Annotated in this window: 15 protein-coding genes; 11 read left to right on the top strand and 4 right to left on the bottom strand. The window is 66.3% G+C overall.

Going from position 1 to position 16,637, the window contains the following annotated elements:
- The first annotated feature begins 71 nt into the window (after positions 1-71).
- From LOY42_RS12250 to LOY42_RS12225, 6 genes are all read left to right on the top strand, one after another.
- Positions 72-848, top strand: coding sequence for an ABC transporter substrate-binding protein (locus LOY42_RS12250; protein ID WP_102685262.1), 777 nt, complete (start codon positions 72-74; stop codon positions 846-848).
- 24 nt (positions 849-872) lie between these two features.
- Complete coding sequence (locus LOY42_RS12245) at positions 873-1,562, top strand: ABC transporter permease (RefSeq protein ID WP_139671169.1); 690 nt, start codon at positions 873-875, stop codon at positions 1,560-1,562.
- A 12-nt stretch (positions 1,563-1,574) separates the two neighbouring features.
- Positions 1,575-2,273, top strand: coding sequence for an ABC transporter permease (locus tag LOY42_RS12240; protein ID WP_258600815.1), 699 nt, complete (start codon positions 1,575-1,577; stop codon positions 2,271-2,273).
- Between the two features lie 9 nt (positions 2,274-2,282).
- Complete coding sequence (locus tag LOY42_RS12235) at positions 2,283-3,395, top strand: succinylglutamate desuccinylase/aspartoacylase family protein (RefSeq protein ID WP_110699177.1); 1,113 nt, start codon at positions 2,283-2,285, stop codon at positions 3,393-3,395.
- Positions 3,396-3,414: 19 nt separating this feature from the next.
- Positions 3,415-4,179 carry an ABC transporter ATP-binding protein gene (locus tag LOY42_RS12230; protein WP_102685258.1) on the top strand — a complete coding sequence of 255 codons (765 nt, stop codon included), beginning with the start codon at positions 3,415-3,417 and terminating at the stop codon, positions 4,177-4,179.
- A gap of 81 nt (positions 4,180-4,260) precedes the next feature.
- On the top strand, positions 4,261-5,166 hold the full coding sequence (locus LOY42_RS12225) for a MurR/RpiR family transcriptional regulator (protein WP_102685257.1): 906 nt from the start codon (positions 4,261-4,263) through the stop codon (positions 5,164-5,166).
- A gap of 127 nt (positions 5,167-5,293) precedes the next feature.
- Here the strand turns inward: LOY42_RS12225 and katB are convergent, their stop codons facing one another.
- The 3 genes from katB to LOY42_RS12210 all read right to left on the bottom strand — a co-directional run bounded on the left by katB (position 5,294) and on the right by LOY42_RS12210 (position 8,686).
- Positions 5,294-6,835 carry a catalase KatB gene (gene katB, locus LOY42_RS12220; RefSeq protein ID WP_139671174.1) on the bottom strand — a complete coding sequence of 514 codons (1,542 nt, stop codon included), beginning with the start codon at positions 6,833-6,835 and terminating at the stop codon, positions 5,294-5,296.
- A 164-nt stretch (positions 6,836-6,999) separates the two neighbouring features.
- Complete coding sequence (gene arfB / locus LOY42_RS12215; protein ID WP_139671177.1) at positions 7,000-7,413, bottom strand: alternative ribosome rescue aminoacyl-tRNA hydrolase ArfB; 414 nt, start codon at positions 7,411-7,413, stop codon at positions 7,000-7,002.
- A 46-nt stretch (positions 7,414-7,459) separates the two neighbouring features.
- Positions 7,460-8,686, bottom strand: a complete 1,227-nt coding sequence (locus tag LOY42_RS12210) for an NADH:flavin oxidoreductase/NADH oxidase family protein (protein WP_258600805.1) — start codon at positions 8,684-8,686, stop codon at positions 7,460-7,462.
- A 197-nt stretch (positions 8,687-8,883) separates the two neighbouring features.
- On the opposite strand from LOY42_RS12210, the gene LOY42_RS12205 reads away from it, so the two are divergent.
- A complete protein-coding gene (locus tag LOY42_RS12205) occupies positions 8,884-9,834 on the top strand; it encodes an acetoacetate decarboxylase (ADC) (RefSeq protein WP_408981080.1) in 951 nt (316 codons plus the stop codon).
- Positions 9,835-9,866: 32 nt separating this feature from the next.
- Here the strand turns inward: LOY42_RS12205 and LOY42_RS12200 are convergent, their stop codons facing one another.
- Positions 9,867-10,304 carry a MerR family transcriptional regulator gene (locus tag LOY42_RS12200; RefSeq protein ID WP_102685253.1) on the bottom strand — a complete coding sequence of 146 codons (438 nt, stop codon included), beginning with the start codon at positions 10,302-10,304 and terminating at the stop codon, positions 9,867-9,869.
- Between the two features lie 121 nt (positions 10,305-10,425).
- Between LOY42_RS12200 and LOY42_RS12195 the strand changes: the two genes are divergently transcribed.
- The 4 genes from LOY42_RS12195 to LOY42_RS12180 all read left to right on the top strand — a co-directional run bounded on the left by LOY42_RS12195 (position 10,426) and on the right by LOY42_RS12180 (position 16,637).
- Positions 10,426-11,256: an alpha/beta fold hydrolase gene (locus LOY42_RS12195; protein ID WP_139671184.1), complete on the top strand. Its 831-nt coding sequence runs from the start codon at positions 10,426-10,428 to the stop codon at positions 11,254-11,256.
- A gap of 121 nt (positions 11,257-11,377) precedes the next feature.
- Positions 11,378-12,388, top strand: coding sequence for a ligase-associated DNA damage response exonuclease (locus tag LOY42_RS12190; RefSeq protein WP_139671186.1), 1,011 nt, complete (start codon positions 11,378-11,380; stop codon positions 12,386-12,388).
- Positions 12,388-14,043 carry an ATP-dependent DNA ligase gene (locus tag LOY42_RS12185; protein WP_258600801.1) on the top strand — a complete coding sequence of 552 codons (1,656 nt, stop codon included), beginning with the start codon at positions 12,388-12,390 and terminating at the stop codon, positions 14,041-14,043. The genes LOY42_RS12190 and LOY42_RS12185 overlap by 1 nt, the downstream gene beginning before the upstream one ends.
- The gene (locus LOY42_RS12180; protein WP_139671192.1) at positions 14,043-16,637 is read left to right on the top strand and encodes a ligase-associated DNA damage response DEXH box helicase; all 2,595 of its coding nucleotides are present in this window, start codon (positions 14,043-14,045) and stop codon (positions 16,635-16,637) included. The genes LOY42_RS12185 and LOY42_RS12180 overlap by 1 nt, the downstream gene beginning before the upstream one ends.

The following is a 16,637-nucleotide window of genomic DNA, read 5'->3' as shown; positions in this document are numbered from 1 at the left end:
TTTTCAGACCGCACCCAACCCATGGTTCCTTTCGGGCCATGGCTGGTAACGCCCCCACCGGAGCCAACAACATGAATAAAACCGGACTTCTCGGCGCGCTGGCACTCTGTGCCTGCAGCGCCTTCGCCCAGGCCGACGATGCCAGCCTGCGCATCGGCATCGAGGCCGCCTACCCGCCCTTTTCCTACCGCACCCCAGAAGGTGAGCTCGCCGGCTTTGACTACGACATCGGCAACGCGCTGTGCGCGCAGATGCAGGTCAAGTGCCAGTGGGTGATCCAGGAGTTCGACGGCATGATCCCGTCGCTGAAGGTACGCAAGATAGACGCCGTGCTGTCGTCGATGTCGATCACCGAGGATCGCTTGAAATCGGTCGATTTCACCGACAAGTACTACCACACCCCCGGCAAGTTCGCGATGAAGGCCGGCAGCCGCCTGGACACCCCGATGGTGGACCTGAAGGGCCGCAAAGTGGGCGTGCAGCGGGCCTCGACCTATGACCGCTTCGCCACCGAACAACTGGAACCGGCGGGCGTCGAAATCGTGCGCTACGCCTCGCAGAACGAAGCCTTCCTCGACCTGGTTTCCGGGCGCCTGGACGCCACCCTCGCCGATATCGTCAACACCGAGGAAAGCTTCATCAAGACCCCGGCGGGCCAAGGCTTCGCACTGGTCGGCCCGGACATCGGCGACCCTCACTATTTTGGCCGCGGCGCCGGGATTGCCGTGCGCAAGGGCGACACCGCCAACCTCGCGCGGCTCAACGCCGCCATCGCCGCGATCCGCGCCAACGGCATCTACCAGCAGGTGCAGGGCAAGTACTTCCCGTTCGACATCTACGGCCAGTAACGCCGGCCGACGAGGGTTTTCATCATGCTTCATGGCTATGGATCGAGCATTCTCGATGGCGCGTGGCTGAGCGTCAGCCTGGCACTGCTGGCGATGGCCTTGGCCATCGGCCTGGGCCTGTTCGGTGCGGCCTGCCGCTTGTCACCGTTGCGATGGCTGGCGGCACTGGGCGAGGTCTATGCCACGGTAGTACGCGGCATCCCCGACCTGGTGCTGATCCTGCTGGTGTTCTACGGCGGCCAGGACCTGGTCAACCGCCTGGCACTGGCGCTGGGCTACGAACAGTACATCGACATCAACCCGTTTGTTGCCGGGGTGTGCACCATGGGCTTCATCTTCGGCGCCTACCTCTCGGAGACCTTTCGCGGCGCCTTCCTGGCGATCCCCAAGGGCCAGGCCGAGGCTGGCGCCGCCTACGGCATGAGCGGCCTGCAAGTGTTCTGGCGGATCAGCCTGCCGCAGATGGTGCGCCTGGCCCTGCCGGGCTTCACCAACAACTGGCTGGTGCTGACCAAGTCCACCGCGCTGATCTCGGTGATCGGCCTGCAGGACATGATGTTCAAGGCCAAGAACGCCGCCGACGCCACCCACCAGCCGTTCACCTTCTTCCTCGCCGTGGCCGCGCTGTACCTGCTGCTGACCAGCGTGTCGCTGCTGCTGTTGCGCGGTGTTGAACAACGTTACTCGGTCGGCTTCAAAGCCGCCGAACTCTAGGGGAGCTGCCCGATGACGCTCGACTATCAACTGATCTGGCAGAACCTGCCGCTGTACCTGAACGGCGTTGCCCTGACCCTCAAGGTGCTGCTGATTTCGCTGGCCTGCGGCCTGGCGCTGGCGATCCCCCTGGCGCTGATGCGCGTCTCGCGCACGTGCCTGCTGCGCTACCCCGCCTGGCTCTACGCCTACGTGATCCGCGGCACGCCGATGCTGGTGCAGCTGTTCCTGGTGTACTACGGCCTGGCCCAGTTCGAGGCCGTGCGCCAGAGCCCGCTTTGGCCGTACCTGTCCAGCGCGACGTTCTGCACCTGCCTTGCCTTCGCCCTCAACACCAGCGCCTACAGCGCCGAGCTGCTGGCCGGGAGCCTGCGCTCGACGCCCCGGGGCGAGGTCGAGGCTGCCCGTGCCATGGGCATGTCACGGTTGACGCTGTACCGGCGCATCCTGCTGCCCTCGGCCTTGCGCCGCGCCCTGCCGCAGTACAGCAACGAAGTACTGATGATGCTGCAGACCACCAGCCTGGCGTCGATCGTCACCCTGGTGAACATCACCGGGGCGGCGAAGACCTTCAACGCACGCTATTACCTGCCTTTCGAGGCCTTCATCACCGCCGGGCTGATCTACCTGGCCCTGACGTTCATGCTGGTGCGCCTGTTCAAGATGGCCGAGCGCCATTGGCTGGCCTACCTGGCACCGCGCAAGCACTAAGGAGCTTTCATGCAGCACATTGACCATACCCTGCCTTGGAGCGCCTGCGGCACCGAGCGTTCGCTGCGCGTGCTGCGCTTTGGCAGCGGCCCGCGCAAGGCCTATATCCAGGCTTCGCTGCACGCCGATGAACTGCCCGGGATGCGCGTGGCCATCGAACTCAAGCGCAGGTTGCTGGAGCTCGAGGCGCAGGGCCTGCTGGACGCGGTGATCGAACTGGTGCCCCTGGCCAACCCGATCGGTATCGGCCAGATGTTCCAAGCCACCCACCAGGGCCGCTTCGAGTTCAATAGCGGCAAGAACTTCAATCGCGATTTCCCGGCACTGACCGAAGCGCTGGCCGCGCACCTCGAAGGCCGCCTGGGCGGCGATGGCCAGGCCAACGTCACGACTATCCGCCGGGCCATGCTCGAACTCCTTGATGAACTGCCCGCGCCACACTCGGAGCTCGATGGCCTGCGCCGCCTGCTGCTGCGCCATGCCTGCGACGCCGACCTGGTGCTGGACCTGCACTGCGATTTCGAGTCGGTGATGCTGCTGTACGCCATGCCGCACCACTGGGCGCAGTTGCGTCCGCTGGCCGCCCGCCTCGGCGCGCAAGCGGCGCTGCTGGCCGAGGGCGCCGGTGGCGACGCCTTCGACGAAGCCTGCGCCGCGCCCTGGCTGCACCTGCGCGAGTACTACCCTGATGCCGAGATCCCCCTGGCCTGCGTTGCGACCACCATCGAGTTGCGCGGCATGGCCGACACCGGGCGTGAGCAATGCCAGGCCAGCGCCGAGCAGATCCTCGGCTACCTCGCCGACCAGGGCATGATCCGCGGCCCCTGGCCGGCCGCCCCGCAACACTGCTGCCAAGCCACGCCCTTCGCTGGCGCGCAATACGCCTACGCCGAGCACCCGGGCGTGGTCAGCTACCTGCAGCCGCTGGGCGCGCAGGTGCGCGTGGGTGATCCGCTGTTCGAAGTGCTCGACCCGCTCAGCGACCGCCACAGCGTGGTCAGGGCCACCACCGACGGCATCCTCTATGCCCGTGAACGCCTGCGCTTCGCCCAGCCCGGCCTGTGGCTGGCCAAGGTTGCCGGCAACACCTCCATCCGCCAAGGTCGCCTGCTCAGCGACTGAACCCTGCGAGTACCGTCTGATGAACAAACTGCATATCCACGAGTTGCACAAAAGCTACGGCAACCACCAGGTGCTCAAGGGCGTTTCGTTGCAGGCCGATGCCGGCGACGTGATCAGCATCATCGGCTCCAGCGGATCGGGCAAGAGCACTTTCCTGCGCTGCATCAACCTGCTCGAGCAACCCAACGCCGGGCAGATCCTGGTCAACGGCGAACAGCTCAAGCTGCGCGAGTGCCCCCGTGGCGGGCTGCGCGCGGCGGACCCACGCCAGTTGCAGCGCCTGCGGGCGCGGTTGAGCATGGTCTTCCAGCACTTCAACCTGTGGGCGCACATGAGCGCCTTGGACAACGTCATGGAAGCCCCGGTGCACGTACTCGGCATGAACCGCAAGGAAGCCCGCGAGAAAGCCGAGCACTACCTGGCCAAGGTCGGCGTCAGCCATCGCCGCGACGCCTACCCGGCGCACATGTCCGGTGGCGAGCAGCAACGGGTGGCCATTGCCCGGGCGCTGGCCATGGAGCCCGAGGTGATGCTGTTCGACGAACCGACCTCGGCGCTCGACCCGGAACTGGTCGGTGATGTGCTCAAGGTCATGCAGGACCTGGCGCAGGAGGGCCGGACCATGGTCGTGGTCACTCACGAGATGGGCTTTGCCCGCGAGGTGTCCAACCAGCTGCTATTCCTCCATCAGGGCCTGGCCGAGGAACGCGGCGACCCGCGCGAGGTGCTGGCACGGCCGCAGTCCGAGCGCCTGCGCCAGTTCCTCGCCGGCAGCCTGAAGTGACCCCCGTGGCGCGCTGTGGCGGCCCGCCGCAGAGCGCCTTGGGATACACTACCCGGCAATTCACAGGGAGCCTCGCGCCGGATGTCGAGCCATACCAAGAACACCACGGTCTACGCCGCGCCGGTCATGCGCAAGCTGTCGGAGAGCCTGGCCGAACTGCCACCGTCGTTGCGCAAGGTCGCCGAGTACATCCTGCGCCACCCGCTGAAGGCCGCGACCCTGACCATCGAGGACATGGCCCAGGCTACCGCGACCTCGCCGGCGGCGGTCAATCGCCTGGCCAAGGCCCTGGACCTGGGCGGCTACAGCGGCATGAAGGCCGAGCTGGTGAGCACCCTGCAACAGATGGTCTCGCCGGTGGACAAGCTGCGTAACGAGCTGGCCCAACGCCCGGGCGGCGACTTTGGCTTGCATGAGCAGATCCAGAGCGCCACCAGCAACCTGGCGACCACCGCCAGCAACAACCAGGCCGATGCCTTCGAGGCGTTCGTCGACAGCCTGATCGCGGCGCGCAAGGTCTACGTGCTGGGCTTCGGCAACAGCGTATACCTGGCCGGGCTGGCCGCCTCGACCCTGGTGCCGTTCTGCAGGGACACCTGTGCCATCAGCATGGAAGGTGGCAACGAGAATGCCGCCTACCGCCTGGCGGCGATCACCGAGCAGGACGTGCTGCTGGCCATCGCCCTGCCACGCTATTCGCAGGACACCCTGCAACTGTCGCGTTTCGCCCATGAGCGCAACGCAACGGTACTGGCGATCACCGACTCACCCGCCTCGCCGCTGGCGCCCATGGCCCACCATGTGTTGTACGCGCCCGCCGATCATCCGGTGCTGACCAGCTCCAACATCGCCGTGCTGGCATTGATCGAAGGGTTGGTGGCCGGGGTCATGGCGCGCAACAAGGAGGCGGTGAAACTGGCCACGGAGCTGACCGAAAGCGTGATGTCGTATCTGCATGTGCCGGGTGACAAGCTCACCAGAAAATAAGACGCGCCGGACAACATGGTCGTCGTGCGGGAACGGATTTACCGGTGGTCGCGGCGATCCGGCTGCACCGATGAATCCGTTCCCGCAGGCTCATGTCATGTCAATGGATCTGGGCAGCAGTGGCCGCTCAGTCCTGCAGCTTCGCCGCCAACTGCCGGACCCGCTCGAGGTCGGCCTTGGCCACCTTGGCCAGGCCGGTGCCATAGTCCGCATCCGCCTTGTAGAAGAACGACAGCATGATGTAACGGCTCTCCTCGTCCGCGGTCGCCAGGGCCTGGCCGAGGCTGTTGATCAGGTCGGTCTGGTCCTTCTTGCCGTAGGAACGGAACAGCTCGCCCGCCTGCTTGAAGTTCTGCTCGCGCTGAATCCTCGCCTGCTGGGTGCTGCCGCTCAGCGGGGTCTGCACATAACGGGCGTCGGCCTGCTCGTCACGCAGCTGGCGACGGCTCGGCTGGTAGTTCACGCCGCTGTCGGTGTGCCCGGCGTTCATCGCGCCATCCTGGTTGACGGTATTGACCTCGGCACGCGGGCGGTTCACCGGCAGGCTCAGGCCATTGGCGCCAACCCGGTACATCTGGGTATCGGCGTAGGCGAACAAACGTCCCTGGAGCAGGCGGTCCTCGGACGGTTCGATACCCGGTACCAGGTTCGACGGCGCCATGGCCACCTGCTCGGTCTCCTGGAAGAAGTTGTCGACGTTACGGTCGAGCACCATCTGGCCAATCTTGCGCTCCGGCACGTCGGGCCAGATCTTGGTCGCGTCCAGCGGGTCGAAGTCGAACTTGGCCAACTCCTCGGGCTTGAGCACCTGGATGTACAGGTCCCATTTCGGCAGCTTGCCCTGGTTGATCGCGCTGACCAGATCGTGGGTCATGTGGCTGTAGTCGCGGCCCTGGACCTGGGCGACCTGTTTCGGGTCGAGGTTCTTCTGCCCTTGCAGGCTCTTCCAGTGGAACTTCACGTAGTGCACCTGGCCCTTGGCGTTGACCAGCTTGTAGGCGTGCACGCTGTTGCCGTCCATCTCGCGGTAACTGGCCGGCGTGCCTTCGTTGGAGTACAGCAGGGTCAGGGTGCGGGTAGCTTCCGGTACATGGGAGAAGAAATCGAAGCGACGCGAGTCGTCATCGAGGTTGCTCCGTGGGTCGGGCTTGAAGGCGTGAACCATGTCAGGGAACTTGATCGCGTCGCGGATGAAGAAGGTCGGGAAGTTGTTGCCGACCAGATCCCAGTTGCCGTCGGCGGTGTAGAACTTGGTGGCGAAGCCGCGCGGGTCACGCAGGGTTTCCGGCGAGTGATTGCCGTGCACCACCGAGGAGAAGCGCACGAACACCGGGGTCTTCTCGCCGGGGCGGAACACCTTGGCCATGCTCAGGTCGCTGATGTCGGCACTGGCGGTGAACTGGCCATGGGCGCCGGTGCCACGTGCGTGCACCACGCGCTCGGGGATGCGTTCACGGTCGAAACGCTGCAGCTTCTGCAGCAGTTGCACGTCCTGTAGCAGCACCGAGCCGTTGGGGCCAGCAGTCTGCGAGTTCTGGTTGTCGCCCACCGGCGCGCCGTTATCACGGGTCAGGGTCGCGGCCTGCACGGACAGTGACAGCAGACTGGCGGCGAGACTGCTCGCCACCAGCAGGCGACCGGGTTGGAACAGCTTGAGCAAAGGGATCATGGGGTACTCCTAAAGGTTCTTTCAGGCGTCTTGATGCGCCTCGAAAAGGGTAAGTAGCCCGTGACCGATCCCTAAATTGATCCTGCTCATCAGTGCAATTGGTAATTTCAATCCTGTTTTTTATTCATGAATGCTACAGGCAGGCATAGGTGGCCTGGCCAAGCTCAGAAGTCCACCTTGCCGCGCCCCGCCTTGATCGTGCCGCGCTTGGACTTCGAGTCGAGGCGGCGGGTCTTTGAACCGAGGGTTGGCTTGGTCGGCCGGCGCTTCTTCTCGACCTTGCCGGCGCCGATGATCAGTTCGGCCAGACGCTCCAGGGCGTCGATGCGGTTCTGTTCCTGGGTGCGGTACTGCTGGGCCTTGAGGATCAGCACGCCGTCAGCGGTGATGCGGCTGTCACGCAATGCCAGCAGTCGCTCCTTGTAGAAGGCGGGCAGCGACGAGGCCGCGATGTCGAAGCGCAGGTGCACGGCGCTGGAGACCTTGTTGACGTTCTGGCCGCCGGCGCCCTGCGCGCGAATATAGCTCAGCTCGATCTCGGCATCCGGTACCTGCACGTTGTTGGAGATGGTCAGCATGGTGTGCCTCTTGTGATAGCGCAGCCATTATCACATCTCCTTGGCTTCACTGCCGCGCCATGTGCCGCCGATATTGCCTGGCACGGGCGGCGTCGCTCCATTGCTGGCGCAGCAGCGCCCACCAGGGCGCCACCTGCGGATCGGGCGCCTTGGCCTCGCTCAGCCTGCGCAGCTGGAACTTGACCATCGCCATATTGCCCAGCGAGGCCAGCGCCTTGTTCTTCCAGGTGATCGGGCGCAGTTCCGGTACCGCCTCCTCCCCCGCCTGCCAGTCACGGGGCAAGGCCGGCGCGATGGCCAGCGCGGTACCGATACCGACCATCTCGACCCCGCTGTGCACCACCTGCTCGGCGACCGGTCGGCGGCGGATGCCGCCGGTGACCATCATCGGCATCTTCGCCACCCTGCGAATGTCCCGGGCAAACTCGAGGAAGTACGCCTCCCGCGCCAGCGTGCGGCCATCCCTGGCCTGGCCCTGCATCGCCGGGGCTTCGTAGCTGCCACCGGACAGCTCCACCAGGTCGACCGCCAGCTCATTGAGCAGGGCTACCACCTGCCGGGCATCGTCCGCGCTGAAGCCGCCGCGCTGGAAGTCCGCCGAGTTGAGCTTGACGGCCACGGCGAAGCCGGGGGACACCACTGCACGCACCGCCTTGACCACCTCCAGCAGCAGTCGCGCACGATTTTCCAAGGTGCCGCCCCACTGGTCGGTACGCTGGTTGCTCAGGGGCGAAAGGAACTGGCTGAGCAGGTAGCCATGGGCCGCGTGGATCTGCACCCCACTGAAGCCCGCCTGCTCCGCGAGCCGCGCGGTCTCGGCGAAGCGGCGTATCACATCCTCGATCACTTCGTGGGTCATCGCCTGCGGGGTGGAGAAATGCCTGGACATGCTCCCCAGGTCCAGCGCCACGGCCGAGGGTGCCCAGGTCACCTGCCCCAGGTTGGCGGGCATCTGCCGGCCGGGGTGATTGACCTGCAACCAGAACTGCGCGCCCTTCGAGCGGCCGATGGCGGCCCACTGGCGAAAACGCGCCAGGTGCCGGTCATCCTCCAGCACCACGCCGCCGGGGCCGGTCATGGCGCGGTTGTCGACCATGACGTTACCGCTGATGAGCAGGCCGGCGCCACCTTGCGCCCAAGCTTTGTACAAGCGCATCAGTCGGTCGGAGGGCGCATGGTTGGCGTCGGCCATGTTTTCTTCCATGGCGGCCTTGGCAATGCGGTTGGGGATGACCGCGCCATTGGGCAGGGTCAGGGGGGAGAACACGTCCATCGGCAATACCTCAACAAGTACGTGCCGCAGACGTTAGCTTTAAAGTCAACTTTAAGGTCAAGCCCTGAACCGGCAAAAATTTCGCCATTGACTCTCAAGTTGGGTTGAACGTTAGGGTGATTACGCAGCCCCGACATCATCTACCCTGGAGATACAGCACCGTGAAACTCGGAACCGCCACCGCCCTGGCCGGCGCCCTGCTGATACCCGTCACCCACGCCGCCAATGGCCTCCCTGAGCACGCCACCACAACGCAGATCGACATCGCCGGGCACCCGGTACCCGTGCTCAAGGGCGGGCTGTACGACCGTTACCGCTCCAACCCGCCGCTGCCAGTGATCCAGGCCGAGGCGCCGGACATTGACCTGAGCTGGTTCAAGGGCCTGGAGAAGACCCGGGTCGACATGGGTTTCGAGTCGTACTCGCCAAACTTCTACTACCGCAATAGCCGTGTCACCGCCGTCTACACCGCCGATCTCGAACGCCTGCGGGCGCTCATGCCCGCCGCTGTGCTGGAGCAGGTGCAGCCCCTGCAAGTCTGGCCTGGACGCGGCCTGGTGGCGTTCACCGCCTACACCTACGACTATTGCGACAACGACAGCTACAACGAGGTGGCCGTGTCGATCATCACCAACAGGCCCGGCTCAGCGAACCTGGGGCCTTTAAGCCTGGCGCGGCAATCGATGGCCAAGGACTTCTGGGGCTATGTGCTCAAGCTGCCGGTCAACACCGAGCTTGCACGGGTGCGCGGCGTGGTGGGCTACAACCTGCCCAAGTGGCTGACCGGGATCGACCGGCGCGAGGACGCCCAGGCGGTAACCTACACCATCGGCGATGCGCGAAGCGGCGAGGTGGACGTGGTGTTCAGGGCCAGGAAGCTCGACGGGTTGTCCCACGAGCCAGACCTTGTGACCAACAGTTTCACCAACCTCGATCACCAGAGCCGGTTGGCCTACGGCTACGCCACCTCGCGGCAGGTCAGCCATGCCTCCAGCATGAAGGCTGATTCAGTGGAACTGGTGCTGGGGGATGGCGAACTGTCGCGCTATATCCGTGATCTGCAGCTGGGGCGGATGGTCAAGTACGAGTATGTGCCCGAGTTCCAGAGCGCGCTGTATGCGCCCAAGCCATTGGCGGCGCTTGACTGAAACGATGCAGGCCCCCTGTGGCAGCGGCGCTGCTACAGGTCCGCGACCCGCGCCTTTTCCTGAGCCATTTCCTCACGCAGCCGCTCCAGCACCCGCTGCGAATTGTCCACGCACTGCATGCCTTCGGGCTTGCTCTCGATCCCTTCGATCACCAGCAACAACTGCGCCTTGTTGCGTGCCAGGCGCGCCTGCAGGCGTTCGATTTCCTCGACCTTGCGCCTGAGCCCAGCGAGCAGTTCATCGTGCTGCCAGCCCTTGGCCTTGGCCGGTAGCAACTGGCGGATCTCCTCCAGCGAGAACCCGGCGGCCTGGGCGTTGGTGATCATCTCCAGCACCCACACCGCATCGGCGTCGTAGTCGCGGTATCCATTGGCCTTGCGCTCGACCGAGCTGATCAGCCCACTGGCCTCGTAGAAGCGGATACGCGAAGGGGCCAGGCCCGTAAGCTTGGCCAGCTCTCCTATTCTCATGCGGCACCTTTGCAATTGCATTGACCTTGAAGTGCACTTTAATCCTAGAGTTGTCCGGTGGCCAGTGCCCCCTCACTGCCCACCTTCACCAGCTCCTCACCCAAGAATCAGGAGACGCGAAATGGCATACGTCACAACCCCGGAAGGACTCGAGATCTTCTACAAGGACTGGGGCCCGCGGGACGCCCAGGTGATCTTCTTCCATCACGGCTGGCCGCTCAGCGCCGACGACTGGGACGCGCAACTGCTGTTCTTCGTTGCCGAAGGCTACCGCGTGGTGGCCCATGACCGCCGCGGTCATGGCCGTTCGAGCCAGGTCTGGGACGGCCATGACATGGACCACTACGCCGACGACGTGGCGGCGGTGGTCAAGCACCTGGGTGTCGAGGGGGCGATTCATGTCGGGCACTCCACCGGCGGTGGCGAGGTGATCCACTACATGGCCCGCCATCCCGAGGACAAGGTGCCCAAGGCAGCCATCATCGCCGCCGTGCCGCCGCTGATGGTCCAGACCGCCAGCAACCCCGGCGGCCTGCCCAAGTCAGTGTTCGACGACCTTCAGGCCCAGCTCAAGGCCAACCGCGCGCAGTTCTACCACGATATCCCGGCGGGGCCGTTCTACGGCTACAACCGCCCCGGCGCCAAGGCGGATCAGGGCGTGATCCTCAACTGGTGGCGCCAGGGCATGATGGGCGGCGCCCAGGCGCACTACGACGGCATCGTCGCGTTCTCCCAGACCGATTTCACCGAATCGCTAAAAAAGGTGACGGTGCCGGTACTGGTCATGCATGGCGACGACGACCAGATCGTGCCCTACGACAATTCGGGGCCACTCTCGGCCAAGTTGCTGCCCAAGGGCACCCTGAAGACCTACAAGGGCTACCCCCATGGCATGCCCACCACCCACGCCGACGTGATCAACCAAGACCTGCTGGCGTTTTTTCGTAGCTGATAATGGGTGACGCCTGGCCGGCGTCACATTTGGCGCCGGCCCATTACCCCACTGACAGGAACAATGAACCTGGCGCGCCTGCCGATGCTCTGAGCTGTTAACCCCCAGGCCAAGGTGAGCCATGGAGCTGATCGTCGCGCGCCCCGAAGGGCTGTACTGCCCACCCGGTGATTTCTACATCGACCCCTGGCGGCCGGTCGATCGGGCAGTGATCACCCACGCTCACGGTGACCATGCCCGGCGCGGCAATCGCCACTACCTCGCCGCGACGCCCGGCGCCGGGATACTGCGCGCCCGCCTGGGCGAGGACATCGACCTGCAGACCCTGCCCTACGGCACGCCGCTTGCGCACCACGGCGTGACCCTGAGCTTTCACCCCGCCGGCCACGTGCTCGGTTCGGCCCAGGTGCGCCTGGCATACCGCGGCGAGGTGTGGGTCGCCTCAGGCGACTACAAGGTCGAGCCGGACGGCACCTGCGAAGCCTTCGAACCGGTGCGTTGCCACACCTTCATCAGCGAATCGACCTTCGGCCTGCCGATCTACCGTTGGCAACCCCAGGCCTGCGTTTTCGCCGACATCGACGCCTGGTGGCGCGCCAATGCCGCCGCCGGGCGGCCGAGCGTGCTGTTCGCCTACGCCTTCGGCAAGGCCCAGCGGATTCTCCACGGCATCGACGCCAGCATCGGCCCGGTGCTGGTGCATGGCGCGGTGGAGCCGCTGAACCGGGTCTATCGCGCCGCCGGTGTGCGCCTGCCCGAAACCCTGCCCGCCACGGCGACCGCCAAGGGCGATCCCTTGCTGCAGCGGGCGCTGGTCCTCGCCCCACCCTCGGCGGGCGGCAGTACCTGGATGCGCCGTTTCGGCGACTACAGCGACGCCTTCGCCAGCGGCTGGATGCTGCTGCGCGGGGCGCGCCGTCGGCGCGGCGTTGACCGGGGCTTCGTGCTCTCCGACCACGCCGACTGGCCCGGCCTACTCTGGGCCATCGAGCAGAGCGGCGCCGAACGGGTGATGGTGACCCACGGCCAGGTCAACGTGCTGGTTCGCTACCTGACCGAACGGGGCCTGGATGCCCGAGCCTTCCAGACCGAGTACGGCGAGGAAGACGACAGCCTGGAGCCGACCAACTGATGAGAGCCTTCGCCGAACTCTACGCCCGGCTCGATGCCACTACCTCGAGCAATGCCAAGCTCGCCGCGCTGCAGGACTACCTGGCTGCCGCACCACCTGCCGATGCCGCCTGGGCGGTGTACTTCCTCGCTGGCGGGCGCCCCCGCCAGGTGGTGCCGACCCGTGTGCTGCGCGACCTGGCGATCCGCCTGTGCGACCTGCCCGAGTGGTTGTTCGAGGAGAGCTACCAGGCCGTCGGCGACTTCGCCGAAACCCTTTCGCTGTTGCTGCCAGAGTCCACCCAGGTCGCGGATGAAAGTTTGCAGTGGTGGCTGGAGCAACTGCTGCCGCTGCGCGGCCTGCCCCCCGAGGAACTCGCGCCGCGCTTGCAGGCGCTGTGGACGCGGCTCGACCGGCAAAGCCTGATGGTCAGCCTCAAGCTGCTCACCGGTGGTTTTCGCGTCGGTGTCTCGAAACTGCTGGTGACCCGCGCCCTGGCCGCGCTGGCCGGGGTCGACGCCAAGCGTGTCGCGCAGCGCATGGTCGGCTACACCGACCTTGCGCACCAGCCGACGCCCCAGCGCTACCTGGCGTTGGTCGCCCAGGAGTCGGCCGAGGAACATGCCCAGCGCGGCGGTCAGCCCTACCCGTTCTTCCTCGCCCACCCGCTGCAGGAGCCGCTCGAGCGTTTCGACGCGGTGCTCGGCCCGCCCCAGCAGTGGCTGGTGGAATGGAAGTGGGACGGCATCCGCGCCCAACTGGTGAAACGGGATGGGCGTGCCTGGCTGTGGTCGCGGGGCGAGGAGCTGATCACCGAGCGCTTCCCCGAACTCGCCCGCCTGGCCGCCGCGCTGCCCGATGGCACCGTGCTCGATGGCGAGCTGGTGATCTGGAAAGCACCTGCCGACAATGGCGACTCCCCGTTCGGCGTCCAGCCGTTCGCCCTGCTGCAGCAACGCATCGGGCGCAAGACCTTGGGCAAGAAGCTGCTGGACGAGTTGCCCGCCGCGCTGCTGGCCTATGACCTGCTGGAGTGGCAAGGCGAAGACTGGCGCAGCCGCAGCCAGGAACAGCGTCGGGAGCAGCTCGAGGCGCTGGTCGATAGCATCGGCGATGCGCATTTGCGCCTGTCGCCGCGCGTGGCCGGCGACGACTGGCAGGCACTCGCCCGCCAGCGCGAGGCCTCGCGCCAGCTGGGCGTCGAGGGCATGATGCTCAAGCGCCGTGACTCGTTGTATGGCGTGGGCCGCACCCGCGACCTGGGCCTGTGGTGGAAATGGAAGATCGACCCGTTCAGCATCGACGCGGTGTTGATCTATGCCCAGCGCGGCCATGGCCGGCGCGCCAGCCTGTACAGCGATTACACCTTCGCGGTATGGGACGACAGTGCCCCGGGCGAGCGGGTGCTGGTGCCCTTCGCCAAGGCCTACTCCGGTCTCACCGACGAAGAGATGCGCAAGGTCGACGCCATCGTGCGCAGGACCACGGTGGACAAGTTCGGCCCGGTACGCAGCGTCACCCCGACCCTGGTGTTCGAACTGGGTTTCGAAGGCATCGCCCTGTCCAAGCGCCACAAGAGCGGCATCGCGGTGCGTTTCCCACGCATGCTGCGCTGGCGCACCGACAAGACCATCGAACAGGCTGACACGCTGGCCACCTTGCAGGGGCTGCTGTGATGGTCAAGCGCCGCCAGCCTTCCAGCCGCTGGTTCGCCGAGCGCAGCTGGAAGCCGTTCACCTTCCAGAAGGCCGTCTGGCAAGCCGTGGCCGACGGCGAATCGGGGCTGCTGCACGCCGCCACCGGCGCCGGCAAGACCTATGCCGTGTGGTTCGCCGCGCTGGATCGCTTCGCCGGGCAGTATGCCTCCCAGCCCATGCCGGCACGTCGCGCCAAGCCCGCCATGGCGCCGCTGACCCTGCTGTGGGTCACCCCCATGCGAGCCCTGGCTGCCGACACAGCCAGGGCGCTGCAGGCCCCCCTGGACGACCTGGGGATCGGCTGGAGCATCGGCCTGCGCACCGGCGACACCGGCAGCGCCGAACGCGCCCGCCAGGCACGGCGCCTGCCCAGCGTCCTGATCACCACACCGGAAAGCCTGACGCTGCTGCTGACCCAGGCCAATGCACGCGAGGCGTTCGCCGGCCTGCGCATGCTGGTGGTGGATGAATGGCACGAGTTGCTCGGCAACAAACGGGGCGTGCAGTTGCAACTGGCCCTCGCCCGCCTGCGCTGCTGGCAGCCGTCGCTGCTGGTCTGGGCGCTTTCGGCCACGCTGGGCAACCTGGATCACGCGCGGCAAGTGCTGATGCCGGCGGGCCGCCTGGTGCAGGGGCACGACGCCAAGGACCTGCGTATCGACACCCTGCTGCCGCCCGCCATCGAACGCTTTCCCTGGGCCGGGCACTTGGGCCTGCGCATGCTCGGGCAGGTCGTCGAGCAATTGCAAGGCAGCGCCACCACGCTGGTGTTCACCAACACCCGCTCGCAGGCGGAGACCTGGTACCAGGCGCTGTTGCAGGCGCGGCCCGATTGGGCTGGGCTGTTGGCACTGCACCATGGTTCGCTGTCGCGTGAGGTGCGCGACTGGGTGGAGCTGGCCTTGAAGAAAGGCCAGTTGAAGGCGGTGGTCTGTACGTCCAGCCTGGACCTGGGGGTCGACTTCCTGCCCGTGGAGCGCGTGCTACAGGTCGGCTCGGCCAAAGGAGTGGCGCGCCTGATGCAGCGCGCCGGGCGCTCCGGCCACGCCCCCGGTCGGCCCTCGCGCGCCACGCTGGTGCCGACCCACAGCCTGGAACTGCTGGAGGCGGCAGCCGCACGCAGGGCGGTGGCCCAGGGCAAGGTCGAGGCGCGCCAGGCCCCCGAGCGGCCACTGGATGTGCTGGTCCAGCACCTGGTGAGCATGGCCCTCGGCGATGGCTTTGAGGCCCAGGACATGCTCGCCGAAGTGCGCAGCGCCTGGTCGTACCGCGACCTGAGCGACACGCAATGGGCATGGGCCCTGGCGTTCATCCGCCACGGCGGTCTCTCGCTCACGGCCTACCCCGATTTCCGCCGCGCCGAGCCGGACGCAGAAGGCCGCTGGCGGGTGCCCGATGCACGCCTGGCACGGCGTCACCGCATGAGCATCGGTACCCTGGTCAGCGATGCCAGCCTGACCGTGAAGTTCTGGGCGCGCGGCGGCAGCGGATCGCTGGGCAGCATCGAGGAAAGCTTCATTGCCCGCCTGCGCCCAGGCGACCATTTCCTGTTCGCCGGCCGCACCCTGGAGCTGGTAGAGGTGCGCGAAATGACTGTCTACGTGCGCCGCGCCAGCGACCGCAAGGCCGCCATCCCGCGCTGGAACGGCGGGCGCATGCCGCTCTCGGGCGAACTGGCCGAGGCGATGCTGGCCGAACTGGACGCGGCGGACCAGGGTGTCTTCCAAGGCCCGGAAATGCGCCTGCTGCGCCCGTTGCTGGAGGTACAGAAAGCCTGGTCGGCGCTACCCGGCAAAAACGTCCTGCTGGCCGAGACCCTGCAGTCCCGCGAAGGCTGGCACTTGTTTCTCTACCCCTTCGCCGGACGCTCGGTGCACCTGGGCCTGGCTAGCCTGCTGGCTTGGCGCCTGGCCCGGGATACACCGCTGAGTTTCTCCATCGCGGTCAACGACTACGGCCTGGAGCTGCTGTGCGCCAGCGCCATCGACTATGCTGGCGCCCTGACCCCGGCGCTGTTCGACAGCCATGACTTGCTACCCGAGGTGCTTGCCAGCCTCAATGCCGGCGAGCTGGCGCGCCGGCGCTTTCGCGAGATCGCCCGGATCGCCGGACTGGTGTTCACCGGCTACCCCGGTGCGCCGAAGAGCGCGCGCCAGTTGCAGGCCTCCAGCGGGCTGTACTTCGATGTGTTCAGGCAGCACGACCCGGAAAACCTGCTACTGACCCAGGCCCGCCAGGAGGTGCTGAGCCAGGAACTGGATGTGCAACGCCTGCGCCAGACCCTGCAGCGCTTGCAGCCTCTGCCGCTGCAACTGCGAAGCATCAGGCGCGCCACACCGTTCGCCTTTCCGCTGATGGTCGAGCGCTTTCGCGAGAGCCTCAGCTCGGAAAAACTCGCCGACCGGATCCGGCGCATGGTCAGCGACCTGGAGCAGGCCGCAGGTGCCGGGGCACAGGAGCCTGCGGCGTTGACCACGCTGATGGTCGAGGATGACACGCGTGAACCTGACCGCGCGCACAAGGCCAGGCGCAGCAAGGACGGCCGGCCACGCCCGGCCAGGCAGCGGTCCTGA

This window comes from Pseudomonas sp. B21-023 (genome assembly GCF_024749165.1).
Taxonomy (GTDB): Bacteria; Pseudomonadota; Gammaproteobacteria; order Pseudomonadales; family Pseudomonadaceae; genus Aquipseudomonas.
This window is presented reverse-complemented; position numbering and strand designations above follow the sequence as displayed.

Bases quoted from the DNA above. Each gene is read 5' to 3' on its own strand.
- LOY42_RS12250 (WP_102685262.1), top strand. From the start codon at position 72: ATGAATAAAACCGGACTTCTCGGCGCGCTGGCACTCTGTGCCTGCAGC.
- LOY42_RS12245 (WP_139671169.1), top strand. From the start codon at position 873: ATGCTTCATGGCTATGGATCGAGCATTCTCGATGGCGCGTGGCTGAGC.
- LOY42_RS12240 (WP_258600815.1), top strand. From the start codon at position 1,575: ATGACGCTCGACTATCAACTGATCTGGCAGAACCTGCCGCTGTACCTG.
- LOY42_RS12235 (WP_110699177.1), top strand. From the start codon at position 2,283: ATGCAGCACATTGACCATACCCTGCCTTGGAGCGCCTGCGGCACCGAG.
- LOY42_RS12230 (WP_102685258.1), top strand. From the start codon at position 3,415: ATGAACAAACTGCATATCCACGAGTTGCACAAAAGCTACGGCAACCAC.
- LOY42_RS12225 (WP_102685257.1), top strand. From the start codon at position 4,261: ATGTCGAGCCATACCAAGAACACCACGGTCTACGCCGCGCCGGTCATG.
- katB (WP_139671174.1), bottom strand. From the start codon at position 6,835: ATGATCCCTTTGCTCAAGCTGTTCCAACCCGGTCGCCTGCTGGTGGCG.
- arfB (WP_139671177.1), bottom strand. From the start codon at position 7,413: ATGCTGACCATCTCCAACAACGTGCAGGTACCGGATGCCGAGATCGAG.
- LOY42_RS12210 (WP_258600805.1), bottom strand. From the start codon at position 8,686: ATGGACGTGTTCTCCCCCCTGACCCTGCCCAATGGCGCGGTCATCCCC.
- LOY42_RS12200 (WP_102685253.1), bottom strand. From the start codon at position 10,304: ATGAGAATAGGAGAGCTGGCCAAGCTTACGGGCCTGGCCCCTTCGCGT.
- LOY42_RS12195 (WP_139671184.1), top strand. From the start codon at position 10,426: ATGGCATACGTCACAACCCCGGAAGGACTCGAGATCTTCTACAAGGAC.
- LOY42_RS12190 (WP_139671186.1), top strand. From the start codon at position 11,378: ATGGAGCTGATCGTCGCGCGCCCCGAAGGGCTGTACTGCCCACCCGGT.
- LOY42_RS12185 (WP_258600801.1), top strand. From the start codon at position 12,388: ATGAGAGCCTTCGCCGAACTCTACGCCCGGCTCGATGCCACTACCTCG.
- LOY42_RS12180 (WP_139671192.1), top strand. From the start codon at position 14,043: ATGGTCAAGCGCCGCCAGCCTTCCAGCCGCTGGTTCGCCGAGCGCAGC.